The sequence below is a fragment of the Bartonella florencae genome (genome assembly GCF_000312525.1).
Lineage (GTDB): Bacteria > Pseudomonadota > Alphaproteobacteria > Rhizobiales > Rhizobiaceae > Bartonella > Bartonella florencae.
On sequence record NZ_HE997451.1, the window covers coordinates 161,746 to 186,920 of the forward strand.

Annotated in this window: 22 protein-coding genes, 1 tRNA gene and 3 pseudogenes; 17 read left to right on the forward strand and 9 right to left on the reverse strand. The window is 34.3% G+C overall.

Annotated features, from left to right (window positions below; translation table 11 throughout):
• Window positions 1-4: 4 nt before the first annotated feature.
• The 3 genes from radC to sfsA are packed head-to-tail and all read right to left on the reverse strand — an operon-like array spanning window position 5 to window position 2,356.
• Entirely contained in the window at window positions 5-799 is a 795-nt protein-coding gene (radC, locus tag BN202_RS00735; RefSeq protein ID WP_019218605.1) for a RadC family protein, read from the reverse strand.
• A 17-nt stretch (window positions 800-816) separates the two neighbouring features.
• Window positions 817-1,647 carry a type I methionyl aminopeptidase gene (gene map / locus BN202_RS00740; protein WP_019218606.1) on the reverse strand — a complete coding sequence of 277 codons (831 nt, stop codon included), beginning with the start codon at window positions 1,645-1,647 and terminating at the stop codon, window positions 817-819.
• A complete protein-coding gene (gene sfsA, locus BN202_RS00745; RefSeq protein WP_019218607.1) occupies window positions 1,640-2,356 on the reverse strand; it encodes a DNA/RNA nuclease SfsA in 717 nt (238 codons plus the stop codon). Before sfsA ends, map begins: the two co-directional genes overlap by 8 nt.
• 303 nt (window positions 2,357-2,659) lie before the next feature.
• On the opposite strand from sfsA, the gene BN202_RS00750 reads away from it, so the two are divergent.
• The 4 genes from BN202_RS00750 (at window position 2,660) to ttcA (ending at window position 6,266) form a co-directional block, all read left to right on the forward strand.
• On the forward strand, window positions 2,660-3,496 hold the full coding sequence (locus BN202_RS00750) for an RNA methyltransferase (protein WP_019218608.1): 837 nt from the start codon (window positions 2,660-2,662) through the stop codon (window positions 3,494-3,496).
• On the forward strand, window positions 3,489-4,304 hold the full coding sequence (gene murI / locus BN202_RS00755) for a glutamate racemase (protein WP_019218609.1): 816 nt from the start codon (window positions 3,489-3,491) through the stop codon (window positions 4,302-4,304). Before BN202_RS00750 ends, murI begins: the two co-directional genes overlap by 8 nt.
• A gap of 187 nt (window positions 4,305-4,491) precedes the next feature.
• A complete protein-coding gene (gene rpsD / locus BN202_RS00760; protein ID WP_034986846.1) occupies window positions 4,492-5,109 on the forward strand; it encodes a 30S ribosomal protein S4 in 618 nt (205 codons plus the stop codon).
• Window positions 5,110-5,381: 272 nt separating this feature from the next.
• Complete coding sequence (gene ttcA, locus BN202_RS00770) at window positions 5,382-6,266, forward strand: tRNA 2-thiocytidine(32) synthetase TtcA (protein WP_019218612.1); 885 nt, start codon at window positions 5,382-5,384, stop codon at window positions 6,264-6,266.
• A gap of 31 nt (window positions 6,267-6,297) precedes the next feature.
• On the opposite strand, the pseudogene rimO reads toward ttcA, so the two are convergent.
• Together rimO and lexA are read right to left on the reverse strand one after the other, a co-directional pair.
• Window positions 6,298-7,610, reverse strand: a pseudogene (gene rimO, locus BN202_RS00775) (30S ribosomal protein S12 methylthiotransferase RimO).
• Window positions 7,611-7,838: 228 nt separating this feature from the next.
• A complete protein-coding gene (gene lexA, locus BN202_RS00780) occupies window positions 7,839-8,552 on the reverse strand; it encodes a transcriptional repressor LexA (RefSeq protein WP_034986851.1) in 714 nt (237 codons plus the stop codon).
• Window positions 8,553-9,558: 1,006 nt separating this feature from the next.
• On the opposite strand from lexA, the gene BN202_RS00785 reads away from it, so the two are divergent.
• The 9 genes and pseudogenes from BN202_RS00785 (at window position 9,559) to BN202_RS00825 (ending at window position 17,899) form a co-directional block, all read left to right on the forward strand.
• A tRNA-Lys gene (locus BN202_RS00785) sits at window positions 9,559-9,634 on the forward strand.
• 470 nt (window positions 9,635-10,104) lie between these two features.
• Window positions 10,105-10,974 carry a septal ring lytic transglycosylase RlpA family protein gene (locus BN202_RS00790; protein WP_019218614.1) on the forward strand — a complete coding sequence of 290 codons (870 nt, stop codon included), beginning with the start codon at window positions 10,105-10,107 and terminating at the stop codon, window positions 10,972-10,974.
• Window positions 10,975-11,328: 354 nt separating this feature from the next.
• A pseudogene (locus BN202_RS00795) lies at window positions 11,329-12,491 on the forward strand (D-alanyl-D-alanine carboxypeptidase family protein).
• Between the two features lie 30 nt (window positions 12,492-12,521).
• The gene (tmk, locus tag BN202_RS00800; RefSeq protein WP_019218615.1) at window positions 12,522-13,169 is read left to right on the forward strand and encodes a dTMP kinase; all 648 of its coding nucleotides are present in this window, start codon (window positions 12,522-12,524) and stop codon (window positions 13,167-13,169) included.
• On the forward strand, window positions 13,162-14,205 hold the full coding sequence (locus tag BN202_RS00805) for a DNA polymerase III subunit delta' (RefSeq protein WP_019218616.1): 1,044 nt from the start codon (window positions 13,162-13,164) through the stop codon (window positions 14,203-14,205). The genes tmk and BN202_RS00805 overlap by 8 nt, the downstream gene beginning before the upstream one ends.
• A 77-nt stretch (window positions 14,206-14,282) precedes the next feature.
• A complete protein-coding gene (gene metG / locus BN202_RS00810; protein WP_019218617.1) occupies window positions 14,283-15,842 on the forward strand; it encodes a methionine--tRNA ligase in 1,560 nt (519 codons plus the stop codon).
• Window positions 15,832-16,605 carry a TatD family hydrolase gene (locus tag BN202_RS00815; RefSeq protein ID WP_019218618.1) on the forward strand — a complete coding sequence of 258 codons (774 nt, stop codon included), beginning with the start codon at window positions 15,832-15,834 and terminating at the stop codon, window positions 16,603-16,605. The genes metG and BN202_RS00815 overlap by 11 nt, the downstream gene beginning before the upstream one ends.
• A 10-nt stretch (window positions 16,606-16,615) precedes the next feature.
• Window positions 16,616-17,433, forward strand: a pseudogene (locus BN202_RS00820) (MBL fold metallo-hydrolase).
• A gap of 106 nt (window positions 17,434-17,539) precedes the next feature.
• Window positions 17,540-17,899 (forward strand): hypothetical protein, encoded by a 360-nt coding sequence (locus tag BN202_RS00825; protein WP_019218620.1) that lies wholly within the window; start codon window positions 17,540-17,542, stop codon window positions 17,897-17,899.
• A gap of 469 nt (window positions 17,900-18,368) precedes the next feature.
• On the opposite strand, the gene BN202_RS00830 is transcribed toward BN202_RS00825, so the two are convergent.
• The 3 genes from BN202_RS00830 to pcsA are packed head-to-tail and all read right to left on the reverse strand — an operon-like array spanning window position 18,369 to window position 20,643.
• The gene (locus BN202_RS00830) at window positions 18,369-18,761 is read right to left on the reverse strand and encodes a DUF6163 family protein (RefSeq protein ID WP_019218621.1); all 393 of its coding nucleotides are present in this window, start codon (window positions 18,759-18,761) and stop codon (window positions 18,369-18,371) included.
• Window positions 18,758-19,801 carry an enoyl-CoA hydratase/isomerase family protein gene (locus tag BN202_RS00835; RefSeq protein WP_019218622.1) on the reverse strand — a complete coding sequence of 348 codons (1,044 nt, stop codon included), beginning with the start codon at window positions 19,799-19,801 and terminating at the stop codon, window positions 18,758-18,760. Before BN202_RS00835 ends, BN202_RS00830 begins: the two co-directional genes overlap by 4 nt.
• Before the next feature lie 23 nt (window positions 19,802-19,824).
• Window positions 19,825-20,643: a phosphatidylcholine synthase gene (gene pcsA, locus BN202_RS00840; protein ID WP_019218623.1), complete on the reverse strand. Its 819-nt coding sequence runs from the start codon at window positions 20,641-20,643 to the stop codon at window positions 19,825-19,827.
• A 178-nt stretch (window positions 20,644-20,821) separates the two neighbouring features.
• Between pcsA and BN202_RS00845 the strand changes: the two genes are divergently transcribed.
• The 4 genes from BN202_RS00845 (at window position 20,822) to sodC (ending at window position 23,937) form a co-directional block, all read left to right on the forward strand.
• Complete coding sequence (locus BN202_RS00845; RefSeq protein ID WP_019218624.1) at window positions 20,822-22,048, forward strand: UbiH/UbiF family hydroxylase; 1,227 nt, start codon at window positions 20,822-20,824, stop codon at window positions 22,046-22,048.
• 340 nt (window positions 22,049-22,388) lie between these two features.
• Window positions 22,389-22,733, forward strand: coding sequence for a hypothetical protein (locus tag BN202_RS00850; RefSeq protein WP_019218625.1), 345 nt, complete (start codon window positions 22,389-22,391; stop codon window positions 22,731-22,733).
• Window positions 22,711-23,031: a hypothetical protein gene (locus tag BN202_RS00855; RefSeq protein WP_034987024.1), complete on the forward strand. Its 321-nt coding sequence runs from the start codon at window positions 22,711-22,713 to the stop codon at window positions 23,029-23,031. The genes BN202_RS00850 and BN202_RS00855 overlap by 23 nt, the downstream gene beginning before the upstream one ends.
• A 390-nt stretch (window positions 23,032-23,421) precedes the next feature.
• Window positions 23,422-23,937: a superoxide dismutase family protein gene (gene sodC, locus BN202_RS00860; protein ID WP_156792105.1), complete on the forward strand. Its 516-nt coding sequence runs from the start codon at window positions 23,422-23,424 to the stop codon at window positions 23,935-23,937.
• 974 nt (window positions 23,938-24,911) lie between these two features.
• Here the strand turns inward: sodC and BN202_RS10160 are convergent.
• Window positions 24,912-25,160, reverse strand: coding sequence for a hypothetical protein (locus tag BN202_RS10160; protein ID WP_244426373.1), 249 nt, complete (start codon window positions 25,158-25,160; stop codon window positions 24,912-24,914).
• Window positions 25,161-25,175 lie beyond the last annotated feature (15 nt).

Here is a 25,175-nt window from a genome sequence, read left to right on the forward strand (position 1 = left end):
AGGTTTATATGAGCTTTAATGCTTTAAAGCTCGTGTATTCGTTTCGCGCGATTATAAGGTGATCATGGATGGTGATTCCGAGTGCATTTGCTGCATCTTTTAACATATGTGTCATTGTTACATCTGCTTTAGAAGGTGTTGCATCACCAGAAGGGTGATTATGCACTAGGATGAGTCCTGATGCGGATAATTCTAAAGCGCGAGATATAACTTCACGCGGGTAGACAGGGGTGTGATCGATGGTTCCAGTTTGTTGCACTTCATCAGCAAGCAAGCCGTTTTTTTTATCAAGAAATAAAATACGAAATTGTTCACGTGTTTCATGAGCCATAACGGCTTTACAATAAGCCAATACTTTATCCCATGATGAAAAAATATCGCGTTTAAACAACTCTGCACGAGCAAGGCGTCCAGCAACATCTGAAATAATTTTTAAATCAATCGCAGTTGCTGGCCCACATCCTTGAATCTCTTGAAGTCGATGAATATCAGCACCCAATACGTCTGCTAATGAACCAAAACGCGCTAGTAAGCTTTTTGCTATTGGTTTTGTATTTACTCGAGGAATCGTACGGAAAAGTAATAATTCAAGATATTCATAATCTTCAATTGCATTTCCTTTGGATTTTAAATAGCGCTTACGGAGACGTTCACGATGTCCTTGGTAATGCTTTTGTATCTGTGTATTTTTTTGCAGCTTTTTCGTTTTTATTTCTGATATTGGATTAAGTGGTGAAGTTGATATCAATGCAAAGTGATCATTTTTTATGTCTCCCTTTTTATTTATTTTTTCAGCCATGACATTTCTACATTTATTTACGCACTTGAGCTTGGAATATAAAAAATATTTTTAGGAGATTGTGTAAAAATTTCGCATCCCTCATTTGTGACACCAATTGTATGTTCGTATTGTGCGCTAAGAGAACGATCCCGTGTAACAGCAGTCCAGCCATCAGATAAAATCTTAACTTGTGGTTTTCCAAGATTGATCATTGGTTCAATGGTAAACATCATACCTTGTTTTAGTTCTATTCCTTCTCTAGGATTTCCATAATGGAGAATATTGGGTGCATCATGAAAAAGCTGACCAATTCCATGTCCGCAAAAGTCCCTTACAATTGAGCATCGCTCAGCTTCTGCATAGTTTTGAATAGCTGCACCAATATCACCTGTTGTGGCACCAGGTTTGACGACAGCAATTCCTCTCATAAGACTTTCATGGGTTATTTTTAACAGACGTTCCGCAGCACGTCTAATTTTTCCAACAGGATACATGCGACTTGAATCTCCATGCCAGCCATCGAGAATAAAGGTCACATCAACATTAACGATATCGCCTTCTTGCAAAGTTCTTTTGTTGGGAATACCATGGCACACAACATGATTGATGGATGTACAGCATGAATGACTATATCCATGGTAATTTAGATCTGCAGGAAGAGCGCCTTTTTGGGCACCAAAAATAAAGACAAAATCATCAATTTCTTGAGTAGTAACACCAGGCTTAATAACATCTGCAAGTGCATCAAGGCATTCCGCAGCAATCTGACCAACTTCACGCATTTTAGCAAAAGCATACTCATCAAAAATGCGGATTTGTCCATTAAATTTTAAGGGTATCTTATTATATTCAATATAGTCAGTCATTGCTTTTTCTGTTTTCTATTTTCACTCGGTGAATCGGAAAAATACCTTCTACACTTACGTGGCATTTTACGGCATAAAATTCTACCCCTGATTTTAATGCTAAATCAAATTTGCGTCCATATGTTGGGTCAAGCTCATGGCAGACTGTAAAAGATGAGCAATCTTCTCGTTGAATGATATAAAGCATAGCGGCTCGTTTTCCTTGTTGCACGACTTTTATAAGTTCTTCAAGATGACGTGCACCACGTTTCGTCACGGTATCAGGAAATTCTGCTAACCCTTTTTTGCGCATAAAATGAACATTTTTTACTTCTAAATAACAGTCAGGGAAGATGCCATCACACAGAAGAAAGTCAATCCGTGATTGCGTTCCATAATATTGTTCTTTGAAAATTGTTTTGTATGTGCTTAACTCCGGCAATAGTCCATTTTGAATTGCTTCTAATGCAAGCTTATTTGGGAGAGTTGTATTGATCCCAACCAAAGTATTATTTGCTTCAACAATTTCTAATTGATATGCATATTTTCGTTTCGAACTGTTATGATATGAAAGCCAAATATTAGAGTTTGGCTTTATTAATCCAAGCATCGATCCTGTATTAGGGACTGATACGGTAGAGATCTGTTGATCGTCCCATTCAATATCCGCAAGAAAACGTTTATAACGACGGATAAGTTTTGCAGGAAAAAGTTTTGGAATAAAAAACATATTCCTTATCCTAGAATGTATGATTGTATAATTCAACTCAGATTGTGATTTGCAAATATTATAGCATTTAAGAATACACCGTTAACATTAAAGGCGCTTTGCATAACTGCTCGAAGAGCTGAAAATAAAAGTTTTTTTCTTACACAATTTATTATTAATCATCTTCATCATAAACTCTAAATGGAAAGACAATATGGGCTACAATGTGTTATGAAAAAGGTTATTTTGGGGAGTATTCTTTTAGAAGGTTGCGTTTAAAAAAATCAGCTATAGGAGCATAACGCATAGAATTAGGTAGGATTGATGGCTGGAACCAATAAGAATCGTAAAAATTTAACCAAGGGGCCAATTATTATTTTAGTCGAACCACAACTGCCCGAGAATATTGGTATGGTAGCACGGGCGATGGCAAATTTTGGACTCTCTAAACTTCGGTTAGTTGCGCCTCGAGAAACATTCCCAAATGAAAAAGCCAGAGCAGCGGCGAGTAAAGCGGATCATGTCATTAATCATACGGTCATTTTTGATACATTGCGTGAGGCTGTTGCAGATTTGCATTATGTTTTTGCCACAACAGCACGTGAAAGATGTGGCTTTAAAACCGTAAAAAGTGCTGTTGAGGCAGCAGAAATACTCCGTCAGCATGAAAATATTGGGCATAAGACGGGTATTTTATTTGGAAGAGAAAGGTGGGGATTAGAAAATGATGAAATCAGTCTTGTTGATGAAATCATCACTTTTCCAGTTAATCCTGCTTTTGCCTCTCTCAATATTGCACAAGCGGTTTTGCTGATGTCTTACGAATGGATGAAGTCAGGTTTGGAGAATGTGAGCGATACCGTTTTTCGTGCTATAGAGATGGAACCAGCCAATAAAGAAACATTTCATGGTTTTTTATCTCAATTAGAAGAAGCTTTGGATATTCGTGGATATTTTAGACCACGAGAACGCAAAGAAGTGATGGTTGCAAATCTGCGTTCTGTTTTTACGCGTGCTCATTTTAGTGAGTCTGAGGTTCGCTTACTAAGGGGTGTTATTTCTTCATTAGATCATTTTTCTCCTCAATTACCGCGAGGAAGTGGTGCGCCTGCAGATCGTGAACGTAAAAAATTTAAAAAAAATAGGAAAATTGATGGATAAACGGCCTGTTCTTTTTTTTGATAGTGGTATTGGCGGTTTAACAGTGTTAAGGGAAGTACGCATTCTTATTCCTGAAATGCAATTTATTTATGTTGCTGATGATGCTGGATTTCCTTATGGAAATTGGGAAGAAAATGTCTTAAAAGACAGAATTTTAAAGATTTTTACAAATCTTTTAACGCTCTATAATCCTACCTTATGTGTCATCGCATGCAATACCGTTTCTACACTGATGATGACAGATTTACGAGAAAAATTTCCACATACTCTTTTTGTAGGAACCGTTCCTGCAATTAAATTAGCAGCAGAACAAACCAAATCTGGTTTTATTTCAGTATTAGCCACTCCTGGAACAGTTAAGCGTGCTTATACACATGAATTAATCAATTCTTTTGCGGCGCAATGTCATGTTCAGCTTGTTGGCAGTGAAAAACTTGCTGGATTTGCTGAAGATTATTTACGTGGAAAGCCTATAGATTTGAAAGAATTACGTCATGAAATTCTTCCGTGCTTTGTTAAAAAAAATGGTAAATATACCGATATTATTGTCTTAGCTTGTACGCATTATCCTTTTTTGCTTAACTTTTTTCGCCAACAAGCTTTATGGACTGTTGAATGGATTGATCCAGCAAAAGCTATAGCCAAACACACACGCTCATTATTACCAAAAAGAATGCATTCCAAAAACATCATAAAGAAACATAAAGATTTTGCTGTATTTACATCGCAAAATATAACTTCTTCAACGGAACGTTTGTTAAAAGAATTTTACTTAAATATTATGAAAGGAGTTGACTTTGGGGTGTAAGATCAATAAAAACATTTTTGGCTTTTTCTCTCAAGAAAATAGCAATAATTGACGTGTCCCGTGGGTAGTTTTGCCTATATAATATGTAAAAATATCCTGTCAGTCTTTATATCCGAAGGCAGAGGAGGGCGCGTTTCCTTGAGATCTTACTGTGAGATCTTGTTTTTTTATTTTTAAAGGAAATGCGATGAGTAAACGTGAAACAACAAAGTATAAAATTGACCGCCGTATGGGAGAGAATATTTGGGGCCGTCCAAAATCTCCTGTTAATCGCCGTGATTATGGTCCAGGACAGCATGGGCAACGCCGTAAAGGAAAGCTTTCTGATTATGGTGTGCAATTGCGGGCTAAGCAGAAATTAAAGGGGTTTTACGGTGATATTTCAGAAAAGCAATTCCGTAAAACTTATGAAGAAGCTGCTCGTCGTCGTGGTGATACTGGTGAAAACCTCATCGGCCTTTTGGAAGCGCGTTTGGATGCTGTTGTCTACCGTGCGAAATTTGTGCCTACAATCTTCGCTTCCCGTCAATTTATCAATCATGGTCATGTTAATGTAAATGGGCGTCGCACAAATATTCAATCATATCGTTGTAAACCAGGTGATGTTATTGAGGTTCGTGAAAAATCAAAACAGCTTGTTCTGGTACTGGAATCTGTACAGCTAGCAGAGCGTGATGTCCCTGAATATATTGAAGCAGATCATAAACAGATGAAAGCAATATTTACGCGTATTCCTGCTTTTGCAGATGTTCCTTATGCTGTGCAAATGGAACCGAATTTGGTTGTTGAGTTTTATTCTCGTTAAATTCGCTATAGGGGTATGCTGCTCTCTTTTGTTCTATTATATCTTCAAAGAAGATCGCTTCTTTATAGTCTTTAAAGTTAACAAGTAATTTTTATGAATGGCGCTATATCAAGTTTGTTTTTATATTTATAATAATATTACTTGTGTAGCTTCATTTCTTTTTTGCTTATCTCATTTTATAGCTCCATATCTTTTTTTAAGCTGTATGATGCTTGTTATTGTTTCTGTCATTCTTGCAGAAGAAGCTATTTATTGTGCAGAATTGTGCTATTATGGATAATATTTCAGTCAAGTATCAAGCAATCGAAGAGAATGGAGATAACAAGAATTCTTTGCTGAGGGAGGTTAATGATTGTCATCCGATTTTTCGGGAGGCTCCTTCAACTGTAGAGTTTCATAAGCTGCGTAAAAGGCTTTTACGCCATATACGACAAGCATTCGATGATTTTTCTATGCTCTCTTCAGGAAAAAAATGGCTTGTTGCTTTATCGGGTGGAAAAGATTCTTATGGTTTGCTTGCACTTCTTTTAGATTTAAAATGGCGGGGACTTTTACCTGTTGAAATTCTGGCTTGTAATCTTGATCAAGGACAACCAGGCTTTCCAAAACATATTCTTCCGGATTTTTTAAATTCTTATCAAATTCCACATCGCATTGAGTATCAGGATACTTATTCCATTGTTACAGATAAATTAGCAGAGACACAAACTTATTGTTCGCTTTGTTCTCGGTTGCGACGCGGTAATTTGTATCGTATTGCTCGTGAAGAGAGATGTACAGCATTGCTTCTTGGGCATCATCGTGATGATGTTTTAGAAACGTTTTTTATGAATTTATTTCATGGTGGTCGATTAGCAGCCATGCCTGGAAAGCTTATAAATAACGAGGGAGATCTTTTTGTTTTGCGCCCTCTTGTTTATGCTGCTGAAGAAGATATGGAAAAATTTTCACAAGCAATGCGGTTTCCTATTATTCCTTGCAATCTTTGTGGCAGCCAAGATGGTTTACAACGCAATGCAATGAAAGAAATGCTAAAAGATATCGAAAAAAGAATGCCAGGACGTAAAGACACTATGATTCGTGCCTTAACAAATGTTCGTCCAAGCCATTTACTTGATAAAAATTTTTTTGATTTTGCAAACTTATTATCAAGCTAAATTAAGCATCGTTAGGTCTTAAATTTTATCTTTAAACAGCAATACCATAAAGATCATAGGCATCTGATTTTTCAATTTTTACTGTGACAAATTCACCGACACGCAGTGGTCGTCGTGATGATATGTGCACAACACCATCTATTTCTGGAGCATCATATTGGCTACGGCCTTTAGCAATTTTCCCTTGGCTTTCATCAATGAGGATTTGGAGTCTTTTTCCGATTTTCTTCTTTAAAAGATGGGTAGAAATTTGTTGTTGTTTTGCCATAAAGCGATGCCAGCGACTTTCTTTTACTTCTTCAGAAACATTTTCTAGTCCCAAATCATTAGCGACAGCGCCTTTTACTTTTTCATATTTAAAACATCCCGCGCGTTCAATTTTTGCTTCTTCTAGCCATTCGAGAAGCATATTAAAATCTTCATTTGTTTCGCCTGGAAAGCCAACAATAAATGTTGATCGTAAAGCGAGATCTGGACAAATTTCTCTCCACTTTTCAATTCTACGATTTGTTTTTTCCATAACAGCAGGACGTTTCATATTACGTAAAACAACGGGTGACGCATGTTGAAAAGGAATATCCAGATAAGGAAGAATTTTTTTCCAGCCATAAGCTCAATAACTTCATCCACATGAGGATAAGGATAGACATAATGCATACGTATCCAAATACCCATATCACCGAGTTCACGACAAAGATCAAAAAATTTGGTTTTTACGCTACGGTCTTTCCAAGGATTTTCAAGATATTTAAGATCAATACCATAAGCACTCGTATCTTGTGAGATAACCAAAAGCTCTTTTACACCGGCTTGTACAAGTTTTTCAGCTTCGCGAAGAACATCACTGATAGGACGTGAAATAAGATTACCACGTAGAGTAGGAATAATACAAAAGCTACATCGATTAGAACATCCTTCAGAAATTTTCAAATAAGCATAATGGCGAGGTGTTAAACGAATTCCTTGTGGAGGAACTAAATCAATAAAGGGTTCATGAACTGGAGGAATTGCGGCATGAACAGCCTCTATAACACTTTCATAAGCTTGTGGCCCCGTAATGGCTAATACATGAGGATGGGTTTGACGAATAATGTCAGGATCAGAACCAAGACAGCCAGTCACAATAACTTTGCCATTTTCTTTGAGGGCTTCATCAATATTCGCTAATGATTCATTGCGTGCAGAATCAAGAAAACCACAAGTATTTACAATAACAACATCAGCACCCTGATGCTTCCGTGAGATTTCATAACCTTCAGACCTGAGTTTGGTAATAATTCGTTCAGAATCTACCAGTGCTTTTGGACATCCGAGGGAGACAAAACTAATACGAGGTGCTGTCATAATAATCCTGCAAAATCATAATGATTAAATTGTTATTTGCTGTTTTAAATTAAAAATGGTCTTTAATTTTTTGATACATATGCAATAGAATTTATTACAAAGCTATTTTTTCTTACTAAATTGTTTTACGTGTACATACGTTTTATTACTAAATGTGCCACAATACAAATAAAATACCCAATAACTTTTTACTCAGTGTGCGAATGTACTGAATAATTTTTTTATTTTTTAATATTTGCGAATAAGTCCAATAAGTTTACCTTGTATCTGTACACGCTCAGATTCATACATTCGCGTTTCATAATGAGGGTTTGCTGCTTCTAGTACTACAAAAGCTCCTTTGCGTCGATAACGTTTTAAAGCTGCTTCTTTGTTATCAATAAATACAATAACAATTTCACCTGATGTTGCTGTATTCTGACGTTTGACAATTATAATATCCTTATCAAGAATGCCAGCTTCAACCATAGAATTATCTCTGACTTCTAATGCGTAGTGCTCGCCTGAATTAATCATATCTGCTGGTAAGGAGAGCGTGTCTATTTGTTGCAATAGTGCGGAGATGGGTATATTTGCAGCAATGCGGCCCATAATAGGAAGAGTGACATTTTTTGTTTTTTCTTCCTCAAAGTTATCAAGCTCACCAAAGTTTTTTGATATTTTTCTTTTATTTTTCTCTATCATACTAGGAGAAATTTTACGCGCTAAAGAAAGATTAAATGTTATTTTATCGGGAAGTCGAATCACTTCTACTGCACGGGCACGATTTGGTAAACGACGTATAAAACCTCGTTGTTCTAAGGCTATCATGAGCTTATGAATCCCAGACTTTGAAGAAAGTTCTAATGCTATTTTCATTTCATCAAAGGAAGGGGGAATACCAGTTGCTTTCATATGATTATGAATGAACAAAAGTAGTTCATACTGTTTACATGTTAGCATTCAATATTCCAATCAAAAGAATAAAAAATATACGTGTTTATACTTATGATATAATTTATCATAAGATAAAATAAAAATATTTTATTTATTTTTATTTCATAAATAATTTTAATAAAGTAATAATTTTTATTTGTATTAATTATATATTATATTATAATATAATTTTTATTTTTCTATGTTAAAATATTTATATTATATTAGATGCCATATATAAATATTATACGTAAGAAATGAGTTTTTTAAACATGTTTTTCTCGCTTTTGTAAAATGCATTAACTCAAAATAAATTATGTGATTTGTTGAGAGAAAAACTTTTAAAAAGAATAAGTTATTTCGTAATTTCTACCATAAAGAGCCCAAGTACATGATCTTCTGCCTATTTGCTAGAAACGGTAGCACATTACATATTATTCCACGATAATTATCTAAAAATAAAACATTGAGCGACAATTTTATTTTCATGAATAATATTTTTCAATTTGTATTAAACTTCCGGTTTATCTTTGCTTTGTTTCTCTATAATGATAGATTTTTTCTATATATCCATTGTGCTTTATCAGAGCTGCACTCATATTTAAAAGTGAGAAAAATATAAGAATAGGTAATTATATTTCTAGCAATAGGATATAATAACCTCACTTCCAGCCCATGTATTTTTTTCTTTTGCTCTATTCATTAAACTTAGTAATGGAGCATATTGTTGTTTTTACGGTATTGATTAACCATAGTTTACCGTTTTTTTATATATTTTCAGTTCTTCTCATAATTTGAGAATATGCACTCTTTCGTGTTTGAAAAGTTATGAGGTCTTTTATGTCTAAATTCTTTCTTATTCGAAATTAGAATGGAAAAAAAATTGTATCTACAGTGATCGAGAAAGGAAAAAAGCAAAAAAATTATTGATAACTTAAACGGAATAATAATTTTTTTTTCAAAAGGTGTTGACCAAATGAAAAGTCAACCGTATGTTCCGTTAACTTTCTACAGAGCAGAATAGCTTTTGTGGGAGCGCGTAGCTCAGCTGGTAGAGCAACTGACTTTTAATCAGTAGGTCCAGGGTTCGAATCCCTGCGCGCTCACCAACTTTAAATGAAATCAATTAGCTATACAAAAACTTAGGAATTTTTGTTGCTTTGATTCTTTAAATTTACTTTTCTATTTATCGCATAATTTTTTAATGTTTTATTGATTCTATTCTAAGCATTTTTTCAGCGCTTTGAGTATAAAGTAATACTGTGAGAATATAGTTGTTCTCTCATTAATCAAAATAACTGGCTATTTATGATTCATTGCATTTATAGAAAACATCTTTTTTATAAAGATATTGATTTTTTTATTTTTTAAAATTCATTCATCATTTCTATGACAGACATATTTTGTGGAAACATAAAAATATTAACGATATATTAATTCTTGATAAATGGTTAATTTTAGGTTTATTATAGCCGCCGTGAGGGGAATCATCAAAAAATGTGAATTTCCTTATCGTATACAGAAGATGCGATGTGATTTTTTACAGTAAATACTCAATGAGAAATAAGCGGGCTGACAAATGCTTTTAAATAGCAAAAGAAAACTTACTTTCATTCTTAATTCAACATTTCAATTTCTTTCTATAGTCGTTGTATCCCAGTTATTAGTATCTTGCTGTGCAAGCCAAACAGCACATTTTGTCATGAAAAGTTTTTACAATAATAAAGAGGCTGACGCAAAAACTGCTGTTCTTTCTAAAAAAAATCCAAGTGAGCAAAATCAGTCAAAAGAAAAGAAAAAAAATGGGCGAGCTGTTGTCGGTAAACCTTACCAAATAAAAGGGAGATGGTATTATCCCCAAAATGATCCAACCTATCAGCGTGTTGGAGAGGCATCATGGTATGGTTCAGATTTTCATGGACGTCTAACAGCAAACGGTGAGATTTATGATATGAATCTCTTGACTGCTGCTCATCCCACAATGCCTTTACCTAGTTATGCGCGTGTTACAAATCTAAAAAATGGTTCTTCACTCATTGTTAGAGTGAATGATCGCGGTCCTTTTATGAAAGATAGAATTATTGATTTATCAAAACAAGCGGCGGAAATACTTGGTTATGCCAATGCAGGTGTAGCAAATGTTAAAGTGGAATATGTTTCTGAAGCACCTGTTGGTTATTATGATGGTGCTTATTTAATGGCTTCTTATACATCAGGGAATAACACATCATCCTCACGCGCCTTGGCAGATATTTCGAAAGAAAAAGAAAATACCATGCTAAAAAGATTTGCTACAAATAGTCTAAAAGGATCAAGGGATTCTATTATTGTACAAAAGCAGTCTTATAAAAATTCTTTAGTAAGATTGCCAGAAAGTGGTCCGCTTTTGCTTAATAAGCCAACATTATTTGAGCAAGTCGCTTTACTAAATAAGCTAACTAAAAAATAACAGTTAACTAATTGCAGCTATTGAAAGAAAAATAATATTTGTTTCTGATCATCTATAATTTAAAGACTATAGATGATCAGGATTTTTTGCTATAATAAGGTCTTCATTACCTGTAAAAAAGTAAGATTAATTCTTATTCTAAAGCAGTATGATGCTTTGCCTATCTTAGAACATAAGAAATAAATCCCACATGAGAAATAAAAGAAAAAATATATTGGTTTATTTTGATGATACTGAATCAAAATAGAAACCTGTTTTAATTTCATGATATGATTCTTAGTCGGCAGAAAAACAAGTCTTTTCTTGTATAAGAAGATTCTTTATGCTGTTTCTCCAAATATGAGAGGAGCGGCTATGCACACGACATTAAGGGTTTTATTCACCTTAGTTTGGATGTTGACATTAGACGGGTGGGGGAGAGCGCAAGATTTTCAAAATTCTGCATCACAAATACTGCTACTTGATAATGATACAGATACAATACTTTTTGAAAAACAAAGCGATATTACTTTTTTTCCAGCTTCATTAACAAAATTGATGACCGCTGAAGTCATATTTCATCAATTAAAAGAAGGCTTATTAAGCAGTACACAAAAATTCAAGATTAGTGAAAATGCTTGGCACAAAGGTGGAGCAATTTCTGGTACCACCACTATGTTTGCAAAAGTAAAGACAGAAATTAGTGTTTCTGATCTTTTGCGTGGTTTAATTATTGTCAATGGAAATGATGCGGCGATTGCTCTTGCTGAGGGCATAGCGGGAAGCGAGGCTAATTTTGCAAAACTCATGAATCAACGAGCTAAAATACTTGGGCTATCGCATAGTCACTTTGTAAACGCGACGGGGTTTCCTGAAGAAGGACAATTTGTGTCATTGCGCGATATGATCATATTAGCGCGTCATATTGTTCATGAATATCCCGATTATTATACGCTTTACAGCGAACCTCATTTTACTTGGAATAATATTTTTCAACGTAACAAAAATCCTCTCATTTCCAAAGAAATTGGTGTAGAAGGATTTACTTTTGGTTACAGTAAAGATGAAGGATTTTCGATGGTTGTTTCTGTTTATAAAAATCATCGGCGTCTTTTTTTGGCAATAAATGGTTTGCGAGATGGTAAAGGACACACAAAAGAAATAGAGCGTATTCTTCAATGGGGTATGACAGCTTTTGATTTTAAAACGATTTTCACACAAGGAGAGACTATTGGCCATGCTTCTGTTTATGGTGGGATGCAAAATTCTGTTTCTGTTATTGTTAAAGAGCCTATAAATCTTATGCTTTCGAATGAAAAAAAATGAATGTTAAAGCAAAAATTAAATATCATGGCCCCTTAAAAGCTCCGATCATTTTAGGACAACCGGTTGGTGTTTTGCAAATTTTAGAAGATAAAAAGATTCTTCTCGAAAAAACAGTTTTTGCTGGAAATAATGTTCAGGAAGGAAGCTTTTTTATAAAAGTAAAAAACGCACTCTATGAATTAACAATTGGCTGGTTACAGAAATATTTATAGTGTGTGCTCAATAAGGGTTGAGGTTTATACGTGTCAGGTTATTTTATTACATTTGAAGGGGGGGAAGGGGCAGGGAAAACAACGCAAATTTCTTTGCTCGCTCAGTATCTTTCTAACAAAGGCTACAATGTTATTACAACACGAGAGCCAGGTGGAACAGAAGGTGCTGAAGCAATACGTTATATTTTGTTGTCGGGTCAGGCCCAACAATATGGGGCATTCGTTGAAGCAGCTTTATTTACAGCCGCACGTGCTGATCATGTTAGCGAAATTATTATACCAGCGCTGCAAAAAGGCAAAATCATTTTATGTGATCGCTTTATTGATTCTACGCGCGTTTATCAAGGACTCAATGATAGGGTCAATTCTTCTATTCTTACCATTTTAGAATCTGTTGCTCTCAATGGGATAATACCTCATCTAACATTTTTATTAGATATACCAGCAACATATGGTATGGAACGCGCAAAAGTGCGAAGAAAAAAAACAGAAACGATTGATTATTTTGAAAAAGATAATTTAAAGATTCAAGAGCAAAGGCGCCAAGCTTTTTTGCAATTAGCAAAACAGGAGCCTAATAGATTCCGAGTGATTGACGCCACAGCTGCAATAGAAATTATTGCACAAAAAATAAAAAATATTTGTCATCAGCTATTGTTGGATCAAGCTCATGAGTGACGTAAATATTCTACACCAATATGATGATATTGATACAGTTTTATCACCTTCACAGAATAATGTCATCTTTGGTCATGAGGATGCCCGTCATCTTTTGGCGTGCATGCGTGAAGAGGGACGTTTGCACCATGCATTGTTATTTGAAGGAAAACATGGAATTGGAAAGGCTACATTAGCATTTCATCTTGCTTGGAATATTCTAAGCTCTCAAAAGGGCAGTTTTTTGCAGCCAGAGCATAATTCCATTACATGGAATCAAATTATGCAAGGCTGTCATCCTGGTCTTTTGCATATTTCGCGCCGCTTTGATTTTAAAACACAAAAGTTCAAAACAGGTATACTCATTGATGATATCCGCGATGTGATGCATTTTTTAAACCAAACATCGCAAGATAATGGATGGCGTATTGTTATCATTGATCCTGCAGAGGATATGAATAGAAGTGCAGCTAATGCAATTCTCAAAACGCTTGAAGAACCTCCTGCAAAGACTTTATTCATCATTATTACACACTCTTTAGGAAAATTGCTTCCAACAATTCGTTCACGATGCCAACAGATTTCTTTGCGGCCATTACATGATGATGAGATGAAACAAGTCATTACGCATATTTTTTCAAATCAGAATTTACCTGATAAAGAAATCATTGAAATGATTATTGAAAGATCCAAAGGAAGCCCTCGAAAAGCTGCTTTACTTATGTGCCATGGTGGTTTTGAAATTATTAAAACCATTGATACTTTTTTAGAGCAATCTATTTGTAACTTTGCTGTTGTACACACTCTTGCACAAACACTTTCATCCCTTTCTTCTACACTTCAGTTTCAACAATTTTGTGATGAAATTCTTGATAAAATTCAAAAAAAAGCTATCCTATTTGCTGAAAGAGGAGCGTTAGCTCTCTCAAAGAAATGTGCGCAAGCGTGGCAGGAGATTCATCAAGAAATAGAAGAAATGCAATCATTTAATCTTGATAAGAAGCAATTTATGATTAATTTGCTTTTAAAAGTTCATAAGGTCATTCACAATGAGTGAGCTTTTTCCGTGACAATGCCATTAACAGACGTTATGTCTCAGTGTAATCTTTTATTGCGTTTTACAATGAGTATGACATGCGTGACACATATTATATAACAACTCCAATTTTTTATCCTAATGGCACTCCACATATTGGACATGCCTATAGTGCAATTACAAGTGATGTTTTGGCTCGTTTTCAACGATTAGATGGGAAAAATGTATTTTTTCTTTCTGGTACAGATGAGCACGGCTTAAAGATGCAACAAACGGCAGAAGCGTTGGGTATGACAGCTCAGCAACTTGCAGATCGTAATAGCGCTGTATTTCAAAAAATGCTTGCAGTTTTAAATTGTTCTAATGATGATTTTATCCGCACAACAGAAGAGCGCCACTATAAAGCCTGTCAAGAAATTTGGAAAAAGATGGAAGCGAATGGCGATATTTATCTTGGTCGTTATACGGGTTGGTATTCAGTTCGCCAAGAAGCATATTATGAAGAGAAAGATACTGAAATTGGAGAAGACAATGTCCGCCGCGAAAAGGAGTTAGGCTCTCCTGTTGAATGGAATGAAGAGGAAAGTTATTTTTTTAAGCTTTCACGCTATGAAAAAGTTCTTCTAGAACATTATGAAAAACATCCTAATTTTGTTGCTCCCCTTGAGCGACGTAATGAAGTCATTAGTTTTATCAAATCAGGTTTAAAAGATATTTCTATTTCGCGGGCAAATTTTAATTGGGGTGTTGCTGTTCCCAATAATCCAAAGCATGTGATGTATGTTTGGGTCGATGCGCTTACAAATTATCTGTCAGCTATTGGTTTTTTTGATGAAAATTCAAAAAAACGTAATTTTTGGCCTGCAAATACGCATATTATTGGTAAAGATATCCTTCGTTTTCATGCGGTCTATTGGCCAGCATTTTTAATATCCGCTGGAATTGAATTGCCTAAACATATTTTTGCGCATGGTTTTTTACTCAATCGCGGTGCAAAAATGTCAAAGTCCATTGGAAATGTCGTTGATCCTTTTGAAATGGTTGATCATTATGGCCTTGATCAGTTTCGTTATTTTTTGCTTCGAGAAGTACCATTTGGACAAGATGGCAGTTATAGCCATGATGGTTTTGTAAATCGCATTAATGCAGATCTTGCTAATGATCTTGGTAATTTAGCACAGCGTTCTTTGTCTATGATTGCCAAAAATTGCCATGCAAAAGTTCCCCAACCTGCAGCTTTTTTAGTTCAAGATAAGCAGCTTTTAGAACAGTCTCTTCAAACGCTTTCACTTGTGCGCCAAGCGATGTCTTCTCACGGGATACATTTAGCACTTTCAGTTATTTTTTCACTCATAGCAGACGTTAACCGTTATTTTGCTAGCGAACAGCCTTGGAGTTTACGAAAAAATAATCCAGAGCGATTTTGTACGGTTCTTTATACAACTGTAGAAATTCTTCGGCGCATAGGAATTATGCTTTTGCCTTTCATACCACAGTCAGCAAGCAAGCTTCTCGATAGCCTTGCGATTGCTGAAGATAAGAGGTTACTGTATCATATCAGTCATACAAGAATTCAAGAAGGTCTTGATATTCCGCCACCGGAACCAATCTTTCCCCGTTATATCTTAAGAAAAGATGAGATACATCATGCTGATTGATACACATTGCCATCTTGATTTTGAAGATTTTTCACAAGACTTGGATGATGTAATTCGACGGGCTTTAGATGTTGGTGTTGAACGTATGATAACAATTTCTACGCATGTCCGTAAATTAGATAAGTTGTTGGCAATTGCACAAAGCTATGACCAAGTATTTTGTTCCGTTGGCACGCATCCAAATCATGCCCATGAAGAACAAAATATTACCGCTAAAGAGCTTATCCACCTCTCAAAGCATCCTAAAATTGTTGCTTTTGGAGAGGTTGGCCTTGATTATCATTACGATTATTCCTCACCAGAAGAACAAAAAAAGGTTTTTCAAGAACATATTATTGCGTCTCGAGAAACACAGCTTCCTCTTGTTATACATTCACGCAATGCCGACTCAGATATGGAAAGAATATTACGTGAGCAAATAAAAGAAGCTACTTTTCCATTTGTCCTTCATTGTTATTCATCTGGGATGCAACTTGCTCGTGTTGGTATTGAACTTGGTGGTTATATTTCTTTTTCAGGGATTTTGACTTTTAAAAATGCGCTTGAAATTCGTGAGATAGCAAAAATTGTACCGCATGAGTATCTATTGGTGGAAACGGATGCACCATTTTTAGCCCCTGTTCCTCATCGAGGTAAAACAAATGAGCCATCTTTTGTATGCTATACAGCAGCTATTTTGGCTGAAACAATTGGTTTAAGCATGGAAGAGATCGCTCAAATTACAACGCGTAATGCTTTTCGTTTGTTTAACAAAATGAAATAAGGCAAAAGGTATGTCTGATCGGTACCAATTCACGATATTAGGTTGTGGTCCCTCTCCAGGAGTACCACGCCCCAATGGTGACTGGGGAGCTTGTGATCCAAACAACCCTAAGAATGAACGCTATAGAAGTTCTTTGTTAGTTGAACGCATTAAACCATCAGGAAAAAAACAACAGTGGTTATTGACACTGGTCCAGATTTTAGATCACAAATGATCAATGCTCACGTAAACCATCTTGATGCCGCACTTTATACACATTCTCATGCGGATCATATTCACGGTATTGATGATTTGCGCAGTTATGCACTTGCACAAAAATGTTTAATAGATATCTATGCAGATATATTCACTCTAAAACATTTAAAAAATGCTTTCGGATATTGTTTCCAAACACCAAAAGGTTCCTCTTATTCACCCATTTTAAAAGCACATATCATCAATGAAGATAGTCAATTCATCATTCAAGGGCAGGGTGGAGCAATAGCTGTCAGTACACATTTACAATGTCACGGTAATATTCATTCTTTAGGTTTTCGTATTGGTAATGTTGCTTACTGTACAGATGTGAGTAAATTTCCTGAAAAAACATTACTAAAACTTATGAATTTGGATGTTCTCATTATTGAAGCTCTTCAATTTGAAAAACATCCAAGCCATTTTTCTGTTGATCAAGCATTACAATGGATAAAATACTTACAGCCAAAACAAGCAATCCTTACACATATGGATAGATCACTGGATTACAATAAAGTGGCAAACTATGTTCCACCCCATGTTAAGCCTGCATATCAAGGTCTCATTTTTGAAACAGATGTAAAAGCCTTATAATCAAATATTTTTTGTTGACTAAAAGCTTCTCTAAAAATCTTATCTTTTCTTTGTATTCCATTTGTTATAATTATGTCTTTTTTATGTTTAAATAGAGGTTTTTTTTATGTATAAATATTTGAAGCGGGGAATATGTATTGTAGTTTTAGCTACTTCTTTGTCAGCATGCGGAGGGCGCTTAGAAAAAAATATTTCAGTTACAACATTACATGATGGAGCAATGAGCTGCGCCGATATTCAACGAGAGTTTTACGCCAATAAACGCCAGATTAATGATACAATTGGAGAACGTTCTAAAGCAAGAAGCAAAAACGCAGCCTTAGCAGCAGCAGGTGTTGTATTTTTACCTGCTTTATTTTTTATGGATGTAAAGTCAAGTGAAAGCAATGAAATTTCAGCTTTAAACAACCGTAATATTGTTTTGAGTGATCTCGCACGTGTGAAACGTTGTAAATTACCACAATAATTTTTTTCATTTATTATATCAAATCGTTTTTTTAGCTTTAAGTAAATTTTACTTAAAGCTAAATTTCTATATTATTCAAATAGATAAAAATTTTTAACAAATTATTGCCATAATTTTGTTTATATATAGGCATATGCGTCATTAATATGACTAACATGTCTAAAGTATGGTTCATATTGTTCATATATTTGGTCGTGACCTTCTTAACCTTCTTAGTCATATTATCGCATAATATATATTATGGAACTTTTATAGATATAGAAAGGTATATTTTATGACTGCAGCAGCAATTTGGGGAGCAGTAGCATCATTATTATGGATATTTTCCGCAAAAGCGACTAGTCCTTGGGATTTGTGGTGGGTGCCTTTTTGTTAAGAAAAACCTTTTAAAATTGAAGTTTTCGGGTCAAGAAATTGACTCGAAAACTTAATTGCAATAGTTTTCTAGTTTTTAATCTCGTAGTCTTTTTTATGGTTTCTTTAATAATATCGTGATTTGTAACACTACAAAAATCAAAAACAATATTCCATGAAATAATAGTACAAAGGATTGGTCAATAGAATTAGAATAATACATCGTTAATGTTTCTATAAATGCTGCAATACACCATAAAACAATTCCCCACAGCGAATACATCCAGAGACCAATTAAGGCGATAGGATAAACAATAGCCAATGTAGCTGATGCAAACTGCCAATGCCATGGCATAAGATCAAAACGCCATAAAGCACCAGGCACTATACCAACAAGACGTATCCAATAAAAAATACTTAAACTTAAGCAAATAAGCGCTAAAAATCGCAAATAACAATTATAAATTAATGTGATTTTTGAAATTTGTTTTGGACGATTATTTTTCAAAATAATAATTCTTTTTCAACAGGTTGGAAATAAATATCTATCATTTGATCTGTTACATTTGAAAGTTTATTTGGTTGCCATTTCGGTGTCTTATCCTTATCAATTAACATTGCACGTATACCTTCATAGAAATCATGTGAATTAATCATATGATGTGCAATGCGATTTTCCATTTTCATACAATCTTCTAAAGTTTTTTGATTTTGTTTCATTTGTTTCCAGATAACTTTTAAACTTGTAGGAGAACGTGATAGCAAAATATCATAACATTCTTTAGCAAATAAAACACCTTCATTACTTTTTTTATGAAGCAGTTCAAGACATTCCTCCAACCTATTGGTACCAAAACATGCGTTGATAACACAGCGTATTTCATGACTTGTTTCATAGTCTTTTGTAATTGCTCGCTTATCTAAAGCTAATTTAGGATCTCCTTGCTCAATAATAGCTTTTCTAATAGAGGCTAATTCAATTTCAGGAACCGCGTGAGTTGCTAACCTTAAATTTAAACAATCTCCCCATTTTATACGTGCACCAGTCAAGGCAAGATAAATACCAAAGTGATTGGGCAGAGATGGTAAGAAAAAGCTTGCACCAACATCTGGAAAAAAACCAATAGCGCCCTCTGGCATAGCAAAGAGTGTATTTTCTGTAACAATCCGATGTGATCCGTATAAAGAAATACCTACCCCTCCTCCCATCCAAATACCATTCAAAAAAGAAATATAAGGTTTTGAAAAACGTTTAATATAAGCATTTAAGCGATATTCATCACTAAAGTATTGATAAGAAGAAGTTTTTTTCCCCATATGGTAGATTTCTACAACATCTCCACCAGCACAAAAAGCACGCCCCTCTCCTTCAACGAGGACACAAGATACATCATTATCTGTTTCCCATGTACTGAGAGCTTTTTTAAGAGCAAAAACCATTCGTCGATTAAGAGCGTTTAATGCTGAAGGGCGTGTAAGCTTTATAATACCAGCACGCCCTTTTTTTGTAAAAGAAATGTCCCCACCTGCTCCAAAGTCAATTTGCATAAATTATTCCTGTTTTCAAATATCTACTTATTTATTTTATCACATTTTTTTACTCCTAATTGGGGGAATATTTGCATGATAGCACCAATAGAATAGATATAAATTCCTGTAATTGAAATCCCTATCTTAACCCAACAAGGAGCATTCAGTTTGTAAAAAAATGCAGCAACAGCAAAAGAACACCATAAGAGAAAAATTGAAAAATTAAGTTTACGCAAACGGATAACCCTTATTGGATGAATAAAATAAATTGGTAAAAAAGATATAATTGCCGATAAGGCAATAATAGTAAAAGTAATCCACTCTCCAGGCTTTATGACAAAAAGAATAAAAACCATCATATTCCAAACTACAGGAAATCCTTTAAAAAAGTTTTCTTTTGTTTTCATTCCAGTATCTGCGTAGTAAATAGCTGATGAAATGACAATAATAGCACTCAATAAAAATGATAATCCTGAACTCATTAAACCACTTTGATAAAGTGCAAAAGCCGGAATTAAGACATAAGTGACATAATCAATAATATTATCCAAAAGCTCACCAGACCATGTCGGAAGTACGTATTTAACATCAAGTTTGCGTGCAATTGGACCATCTATACCATCAACAAGAAGTGCAAGCCCAAGCCAACAAAACATAGCCGTCCATTCTTTTTGAGATGCTGATATGAGAGAAAGAAATGCCAAAAATGAGCCTGAAGCTGTTAATAAATGAACCGAAAAGGCCTTTGCTTGTGGCATTGTTACTTTTTTGTGACGCAAAAGATCAGCATTTGTTTTTATTTTTTTTGTTAGCTTACGTTTCAAAGTTTTCTTAGCCTCATTTTTAAAGTCTTTATTCATTTACCAACACACTGTTTTTTATTTATGGTATAATTTATCGTAAAAAAAATCACAAAAAAGTTACTTTTTTATATCGTATCACTGATTACATAATATAATAGAAAAACTTCATATAACAAAAAGAGATTTTAGATTTAGAAATGTTAAAATTAATAAATGGGAAAAGGTTTAAGTCATTGTGACATGTGAAAAAAATGAGTACAAAAATATTGCTGTTATTGGTGCTGGTCCAGTCGGTATGTTGGCAGCGCTTTGTCTTGCACATAAGGGCTACTCTGTTTACCTTATTGGGCCACCTGCTCATGCGGATGAATTACGAACCACTGCTCTTATGATGCCAGCAGTACGTACCCTTGAAAAACTTAATATTTGGAATAATCTTAAAAGGCACGCAGCAGCTTTATCTTTCATTAGAATTATAGATATAACTTCTAGAATTGTGCATGCTCCTAGTGTGAATTTTTCTTCTGTTGAAATTGGTGAGGAGGCTTTTGGTTATAATATCCCGAATGTAGAGCTGAACAACACTTTAGTTTCCTCTATTACACATATGCCTAATATTATAAGATTTCTCTCTTCGGCAAAGTCTTTTCAACAGCAAAACAGCCATATATGTATTACTCTTACAGATGGGCAGCTTATTCAAACATCTCTTGTTGTAGCTGCCGATGGGCGCCACTCTCTAGCACGAACTGCTGCAGGTATAGGTACTAGACGGTGGAATTATCCACAAAAAGCACTTGTTCTCAATTTTTCCCATGATTTTTCTCATCAAAATACATCAACTGAATTTCATACAGAACATGGTCCATTTACACAGGTTCCACTCCTAGGAAAAAGATCAAGTCTCGTATGGGTCGTTCATCCCTCTCGTGCCGAAGAATTATTAAATATGGAGAAAAAAGAAACTGAAAAAGTAATGGAAAACCAAATGCAATCAATGCTTGGAAAACTAACATTAGAAACATCAATTCAAGCTTGGCCACTTTCAGGACTTATATCTCATTGTTTTGCTGCTAATCGGACGATTTTAGTGGGTGAAGCAGCCCACGTTTTTCCTCCTATTGGAGCTCAGGGATTAAATTTAGGATTTCGTGATGTGCAAACTTTGATTGATATTTTACCTAAAAAAATATCTGATTTTCACTGCAAAATGATTGTTACAAATTATAATAAATGCCGCCGACCTGATATATTAATCCGAAGTGGATCTGTTCATATGCTCAACTTTTCTTTACTTTCTAATATGTTGCCTATTCATATTATACGAAGTGTAGGACTTGGATTATTACGTAATTGCTCACCATTACGTAATCTATTTATGCGAGAAGGAATGCATCCTGGTTACGGCCTTAAAGAAATTATGCAAATATTCCAAACCAAATTACCTACACGGCTCCATTGATATAATAAAAATAGATGGTACTGATAAAGTTAAAACAATAAGATACAGCCTCACAAAGAATATTAAGGAAATGTCTCTTAGAGCTCTATATAAATATAAAAAGTGAGATATACTGATAAAAAGTAATCGACAGAATAAGATTAGTTATAAATGATCTCATAAAATCCATAGCGGTAAGACATTTTTGTCAATCATATCTTGCACTTTAAGAGAATAAAAGAAAAAACGATTTTAATCCATCATTTCTTCATTAACTATAATATTTCAAATACTTATAGCCTTGGGAACTTGTTAGCAATACGAGAGTTAATGAAGTATTGTTTCAACAGATGCCAACAAGATGAAATTAAGTAAAATTTTAAAATCCAGTATTTTTTTTATGATGATTATATGCCTATCATCTATAGTTATGGCTTCAATAAAAAGTTTTTTTTATGCTCCCTATTGTCAAGTTTCTGCATATAGCTTCACAAAAGACATTACTAAACAAGGACAAAATTCGTTTACTGCTTCGCAAATTAAAAACTGTCTTATGCAAAATGGTTTTACAAATATTAAGCGATTACGCTTAGATGATAAGGGTATTTGGCGTGCTTTAGTAGAATTTAAAAGAAGTCATTTTCTCATATCAGTTGATTATTCTGGAACCGTTAGCATTCAAAATAAAAGAAAAAAATATGATTGATTTTAAAACTGATAGCAATATTGGCTCTTATCATTGTGAGAGAGCTTTTTTCAAAAGAACCTATCATTCTCTTAAAGAGCCTGCTTTTATTGGAAGTTTAAATGGTACTCTATCAGGGTTAATCGCAGCCGTTCTAGCAACTTATGGTTATATTGCTCTACCAGGATTTGGTCCAATTATTACCATGGGTATAGGTATAGCATTTTCCATTGGAATGATCATTGGTGCAATGATCGGATCAATAATAGGTATTTTGGTCGGTACATTTTATGCTTTTATAGAAGATTTGTATACATAATAAGAAAAAAACAACTCATTATAACTTGCTGATTTTTATGTATTTTGTACCATATTATCGATGATAATATGTACTAAATTATCAAAAAAATTCTTACTTAATTTTTCACGAGTGCTTTAAAAATCTGTTTTTTATTGAGAATCTCCTCTTGAAAAAATGAAGAAGAACTATATATACCGGTCCATAAAGTGCGCATTGTTTTTGAAATTTTTAAGAGATAAGTTTTTAGTAAACTTAAAGTACTATGAAATATGTATTTTGAATACTATAGAGTCTTTTTCTTAATCATATTTATCTATCAATTATAATGCTGTTTTATAAAATACAATTCAGAAAATAATTTTATAGTTTAACTAGATAATAAGTAGAAAAAACGTGTTAAATAAACTTATATTTATATTCGTATCATTATTGGTAACTTTCAATTCTTATTCTGTTGCATTAGCAAAATCTATTAAAGTAAAGATTTATGCCTTAGAGCAAAACAATATACAAAAAGCTATTGGCATAATTAAAATTGAAGAAAACACACATGGTTTGATTTTTACACCAAATTTGTTCAATTTACCACAGGGGTTGCACGGTTTTCATGTGCATGAAAATCCTTCATGTGGCATGAAAGACGGTGTAATGGGTGGCGCAGCAGGTGGACATTATGATCCTACTCGTACTAATAAACATCTTGGACCTTATAATATTAATGGTCACTTAGGTGATTTGCCTGCACTTTACGTCGATGATAAAGGGCAATCAACAATGAGTGTTCTTGCTCCGCGAATTAAAAAACTTTCGAATATTAAAGGGCATTCGCTAATAATTCATCTAGGAGGAGACAATCAATCAGATAAGCCATTGCCGCTTGGTGGAGGTGGTGCGCGTTTAGCCTGTGGGATTATTGCAAAATAGGTTTATCAGAATCTATTATTCTGTTGATTTCAAAGGTAAAAAACCGGCTTTTATTTCTCATATATAGATAACAAGAGTTTTTAATTAACCCTCTAATGTAAGCAAAACATTTTTGATAGTAAATTTGAAAGCTCTCCCTTTTTGATGTTAATTTTTTTATGACTCTGAAAAATAAAAAAAGACATTCTTAAAGTATTTTATTAGCAGTTTTACGCTAATAATAGTAATTAAGCGTGATAAGAGCTAAATTAAAAATTTGAGAATGATAGGCAATCTTTAAGAAAAGTTTTTAAGAGAATGATCCCAATCAGATTGGCGAATCTCACCAGTCTGATAAAATTGGCGGATGAGTTTTTCATAATGGAAAAGTCTTTGTTTTCCTCCAGCAATCTATTAGCGGTATCTCAATCGATTTCATTACGCTCTTATGCAGGAATCATAATTTGACTCTCGGAAAAGTTTTCCCTATCAAGTCTTATAAAACCAATTCCATGTAAACTTGAAAGCATCCCAAGTTCTTTTAACGTATTAACGCCTGAAATCTCACTAGCGACTAGATAAATAAAATTATCCCATGAAGATTTACTAACCATTTGGAAAAATGCTTGTCGTACATTTGAACGATTGAGAAAAATTTTTACTTCAAAAGACCAGAATTTTGTTTTTTATCAAAATATTGTAAAACACAGTCTTTAATTTCAGGATGCCATTCACGACTTAAACCTTGTATTCCGACAAGGTCTGGTTACAACCCATTTATTTCCACCTGCTCCATTCTTATACGAGAATGTTTCTCATTAATACGTTTGCTGTAAACTTCAAGTTCTGACCATAAAAATTTAGATAATAGTGGATAAAGATCATGTTCTTTAACAAAGTCATTTGTCTTAGAAGTTGTACTCTTTGCCTCATCAATTTCAGCACTATCTGTTGACTGCGTGAAATAATATTGTCGTGGACGTCCCTGCGTGGTTTTAATTTCGGGATAAACGTTTTTGCAAATATGGAGGTCTTACCCCTACCTCAGCAACAATTTGCTGAATAAGAGCTGCATCATTATTAAGGGGGATAACTTTTGCAGTTGAATGTTTTTGTTTTTGATGGCAGGATTCTATATAATTTTCAAATATCCATTGAGCAATTTCTCGAGCTGTGATTTTTTTTGTCGAGTTTTGTTTTAAAAAATTAAAAACAGTGTTTGTTAAATCTAAAATCATACGCAAAATTATCTATTATCC

Excerpts from the sequence above, each read along its gene's own strand:
- BN202_RS00750 (WP_019218608.1), top strand. The coding sequence starts at position 2,660 with ATGGCTGGAACCAATAAGAATCGTAAAAATTTAACCAAGGGGCCAATT.
- BN202_RS00815 (WP_019218618.1), top strand. The coding sequence starts at position 15,832 with ATGCTGATTGATACACATTGCCATCTTGATTTTGAAGATTTTTCACAA.
- murI (WP_019218609.1), top strand. The coding sequence starts at position 3,489 with ATGGATAAACGGCCTGTTCTTTTTTTTGATAGTGGTATTGGCGGTTTA.
- BN202_RS00805 (WP_019218616.1), top strand. The coding sequence starts at position 13,162 with ATGAGTGACGTAAATATTCTACACCAATATGATGATATTGATACAGTT.
- ttcA (WP_019218612.1), top strand. The coding sequence starts at position 5,382 with ATGGATAATATTTCAGTCAAGTATCAAGCAATCGAAGAGAATGGAGAT.
- pcsA (WP_019218623.1), bottom strand. The coding sequence starts at position 20,643 with ATGAATAAAGACTTTAAAAATGAGGCTAAGAAAACTTTGAAACGTAAG.
- lexA (WP_034986851.1), bottom strand. The coding sequence starts at position 8,552 with ATGCTAACATGTAAACAGTATGAACTACTTTTGTTCATTCATAATCAT.
- BN202_RS00850 (WP_019218625.1), top strand. The coding sequence starts at position 22,389 with ATGAAATTAAGTAAAATTTTAAAATCCAGTATTTTTTTTATGATGATT.
- rpsD (WP_034986846.1), top strand. The coding sequence starts at position 4,492 with ATGAGTAAACGTGAAACAACAAAGTATAAAATTGACCGCCGTATGGGA.
- BN202_RS00825 (WP_019218620.1), top strand. The coding sequence starts at position 17,540 with ATGTATAAATATTTGAAGCGGGGAATATGTATTGTAGTTTTAGCTACT.
- BN202_RS00835 (WP_019218622.1), bottom strand. The coding sequence starts at position 19,801 with ATGCAAATTGACTTTGGAGCAGGTGGGGACATTTCTTTTACAAAAAAA.
- metG (WP_019218617.1), top strand. The coding sequence starts at position 14,283 with ATGCGTGACACATATTATATAACAACTCCAATTTTTTATCCTAATGGC.
- sfsA (WP_019218607.1), bottom strand. The coding sequence starts at position 2,356 with ATGTTTTTTATTCCAAAACTTTTTCCTGCAAAACTTATCCGTCGTTAT.
- map (WP_019218606.1), bottom strand. The coding sequence starts at position 1,647 with ATGACTGACTATATTGAATATAATAAGATACCCTTAAAATTTAATGGA.
- BN202_RS00790 (WP_019218614.1), top strand. The coding sequence starts at position 10,105 with ATGCTTTTAAATAGCAAAAGAAAACTTACTTTCATTCTTAATTCAACA.
- radC (WP_019218605.1), bottom strand. The coding sequence starts at position 799 with ATGGCTGAAAAAATAAATAAAAAGGGAGACATAAAAAATGATCACTTT.